Source organism: Streptococcus sp. HMSC065C01 (assembly GCF_001813525.1).
GTDB lineage: Bacteria > Bacillota > Bacilli > Lactobacillales > Streptococcaceae > Streptococcus > Streptococcus parasanguinis_V.
This window is the reverse complement of sequence record NZ_KV812833.1, coordinates 1,393-5,127: the sequence shown is the minus strand read 5'-3', so window position 1 is coordinate 5,127 and position 3,735 is coordinate 1,393. Positions and strand designations below refer to the sequence as shown.

General features: G+C 42.4%; 2 protein-coding genes. Both read right to left on the bottom strand.

Annotation, left to right across the window (positions count from 1 at the left end; translation table 11 throughout):
- Positions 1-2,924, bottom strand: a 2,924-nt coding sequence (locus tag HMPREF2918_RS11755; protein ID WP_141751574.1) for an accessory Sec-dependent serine-rich glycoprotein adhesin, incomplete at its 3' end; no start/stop codon positions are given.
- A 196-nt stretch (positions 2,925-3,120) separates the two neighbouring features.
- Entirely contained in the window at positions 3,121-3,312 is a 192-nt protein-coding gene (locus HMPREF2918_RS11750) for an LPXTG cell wall anchor domain-containing protein (RefSeq protein ID WP_305366771.1), read from the bottom strand.
- Positions 3,313-3,735: the final 423 nt, after the last annotated feature.

Genomic DNA, 3,735 nt, shown 5'->3' with positions numbered 1-3,735 from the left:
TCTGACTGACTTGCAGATACGGACGCTTGGACTAGAGCCTCCGATTGACTTGCTGATACGGATTCCTGAACCAACGACTCAGACTGGCTTGCTGAAACGGACGCTTGAACCAATGAATCTGACTGGCTTGAAGAAACCGACTCTTTGAGCAGCGACTCAGACTGGCTAGCAGAGACTGAGGCCTGAACTAACGAATCCGATTGACTTGCTGAAACAGAGGCCTGAACCAACGAATCAGACTGACTGGCAGAAACTGAGGCTTGAATCAACAACTCAGACTGGCTTGCTGAAACCGACGATTGAACCAAGGATTCTGATTGGCTAGACGATACAGATGCCTGAACCAGCGAATCCGATTGACTTGCTGAAACGGAGGCCTGAACTAACGAATCTGATTGACTCGCTGAAACGGAGGCCTGAACCAACGAATCAGACTGGCTGGCAGATACAGACGCTTGAACCAGTGATTCCGATTGGCTGGCAGATACGGATTCTTTAATCAAGGAGTCTGATTGACTGGCGGAGCTAGATGCTTGTGACAAGGAAACGGACTCACTGACCGAAACAGATTGAGAAGATGAAACGGATTCTGAAACTAGTGACTCTGAAGTTGAAATCGAGAAGTTTTGAGATTGTGAAGCAGATTCTGACGGTGTCATCTTCCGATAGTAATAGTTCACACTCGTTAAGGGGTATGAATCTACTATTTTTTTGATCGTTTGTTTGAAGTTGGAAAAACCATCTGCTCCTTGAGGTGTTGCATCTTCTCCCACGACCATGGTCGTATTTTTATCGAGGTAGGCCGATTTTGGAAGTTCCGTGAATGGTTTTGGAACAGTATATTCTATTCCTGTTTTCTCATCAGTGTATGTAACTGTCTCCTTACTAGAGAACCAACCTGTAATATCCAACTCAAAATGTTGGTAATCTATTCGTTTTGGTGTAACATTCAGGAAATAATCCTTGTTTTTACTTTCAACTTTACGAGTTCCACCTAAATCTGAAAGGTTATCCGTACTATCTTGTTTAAATTCTTTTTCATAAACAAGTGTATATACATCGGTTACCTTAGCATTTCCTACATCACCACTACTAACATCATGGATTTTAGAAGGATCTAAAACATAGTAGCGAAGAGAATAATCACCATTTTGATTAAGGGTGACAACTTCACTTTTAATGAAATGCTCACGTGCATCCCCTAATAGTTCAACTCTTGATTTCCCATTCTTGCTATTATCGAACACCCCACTTTGACGATTTGGGAATACGGTATGCGCTGGGACCTGTACATAACCAGGAAATTCGCGTGGATTAGAAGCTGTATAATGCTGGCCTTCCAATCCGTAGATTCTATACTCTAGTAAGGATCTTTCTTTCCCCGTTGGTTCATATTGCCCATTGAACCATCTACCATTCGGGTCCACTTCTCTATAGAAGGTCGATTGTTGTCCCATCATAGATGGAATTTTGATACTAGGATACGTCCTAATCAACTGCCCTTGATTCTCAGGCGTCATGACATCATAAATACTCCGGAATAAGAAAGCCTGTTCCGGAATAAAATTCGTTAGCATTCCAAAGGTCCCATTACCTGTAGAAGGTTCCGAATTAAAAACCTTGTTCCCAAGGGGAGCCTGACCAATTAGTACTTCTTTTGGTAATTGAATATCTTGGCCATATCCTTCTGGAGATACAGTTTGTGAAAAAATTTCAGCCCCATCTGATTTCCGAACAATGCGGAAATAAACATCCATTGCCTTATGCTTTTCCGGGTCTATCTCACTGATATCAATCGACATGGTCGCATAGTAACCAAGTGACTCTCCTTGTTTATTCACAAAGTCCCAAATACCAAATGTATAACGATTGGTGTAGGGCTCACCTAAAAAATTTTTCAACTCTTCAGGCGAAAACCTTAAGAGATCTTTATCTAGATGAGGATCCTTAGCATATCCTGGTGTGTCAAGTGTAGGATCTTCTACACTCGCACCATTGGGATCTTCTGGGTTCGGGCTCATATCCAATACATCATCAGCCAAGTATGTTTCCTCAGCTAGAGGTGCTAACTGAGCAGAGATCGCAGGTTTCCCATCTACATTTGTATTTCCCACAAAACCTGCAGCTGTCAAGGTCGTCATCATCTCATCGACAGCTTTCTCCAAACGATCGCGCTGGTCAGCATAAGCTTGAGCACTGGCATTGGTATGGATCAAGTTATTACTTGCAGCCACTTCGGCCTGCACTTTGTTAATGACCGCTTCGACCACTGCTCGGCGATCGGTGTCCGTCATTTTAGATGCGTAATTCCCTGCAATTTCTTGAAGCAATTCAGCTTCAGAGGTATTTTGTTCTAAAACAGTGGCTTCTTCTAAACTAGTTGGCTCTTCAATACCTGCTTCTGACTCTAGAGCTTGGGTAGACTCGCTAAGTGCTGTTGATAATGCAGTTGATCCAACTTCGCTCAAGGATAAAGACGTGGATTCACTGATCGAAGCAGACGCACTCTCAGATGTAGAAAGGCTGGTTGATCCTGAAACAGAGCTGGATTCTGAAGGCTGGCTTGAAGTTTTCGCTAAAACCACACTATCCACTTCTGCCAAAGTTTCCTCTTTTGTCTCAGAAACCGTTGGTGCAAGTGATGTTGCATCCTCCGCCTTAGCTGTCGTAGCAAGCACAGCACCACCAAAAACAGTCCCTACCGTAATCAACCCTTTTAAGAAGGCTTGGTTATTCTTTTGACTTTCTATTTGATCTTGCTGTACGTTGGCAATGATGGTCTCCTCCACTTGCCCACGCACCACGCGAAAGAGGCCTAGAGCAGCTGTTGATGCTCGAAGCCAATTTTTTCCTGATTTAATTAATTTGAAGCGTACGACACGATCTGTTTCACGAAAGTTTCCTTTTGAACGCTTAAATTGCATGATATTCCCCTTACATTGTAGTCATTATTCATTATACAGCAATACTACGTAGATTCAAGTAATTTGCTACAAAAAACTTATATATTATCGTTTAATTTTCAAATTTTTTTGTAACACATTAAAAATAATTCATTCTACTAATAAAAAAGTGAATCTCCTATGAGATTCACTCGAAAAAATGATTTTTCCTACTAGATCAGCTCCCCTTCTTTTTACGTCGGGTAAGTCCAGCAATTCCAGCTAACCCTGTAACTACCCCGAGAAGAGCTGATGTTACAGATCCTGTTTCACCAGTATTCGGAAGCACTACAGACCGGCTGTGTTTTTGTGATCCACTTGCTGATTCTGATGCAGACAATGACTCTGAACGAGAAATTGATTGGCTCATTGAGTTAGAGTATGAACCGCTACCAGATGTTGATCCTGATTGTGATTGACTCACTGAAACTGAAGTACTTACTGATGTTGAAGTTGATTCAGGTGCAGAGGTACTCAATGATGCTGACTCAGATGCAGAGACTGATTCTGACGCTGATGCTGATTCTGACGTTGAAACCGATTCAGATGTAGACACTGACTCAGACGTTGAGACTGATTCTGAAGTAGACACCGATTCAGACGTTGACACAGATTCTGATGTTGATACTGATTCAGACGCCGAAACTGACTCTGATGTCGAGATTGATTCAGACGTTGATGCTGATTCGGACGTTGAAACTGATTCTGAAGTAAATACCGATTCAGACGTTGAAACTGACTCTGACGTTGATACTGATTCTGATGTCGAGAGTGATTCAGAAGCAGATGCAGA

Excerpts from the sequence above, each read along its gene's own strand:
- HMPREF2918_RS11750 (WP_305366771.1), bottom strand. The coding sequence starts at position 3,312 with ATGAGCCAATCAATTTCTCGTTCAGAGTCATTGTCTGCATCAGAATCA.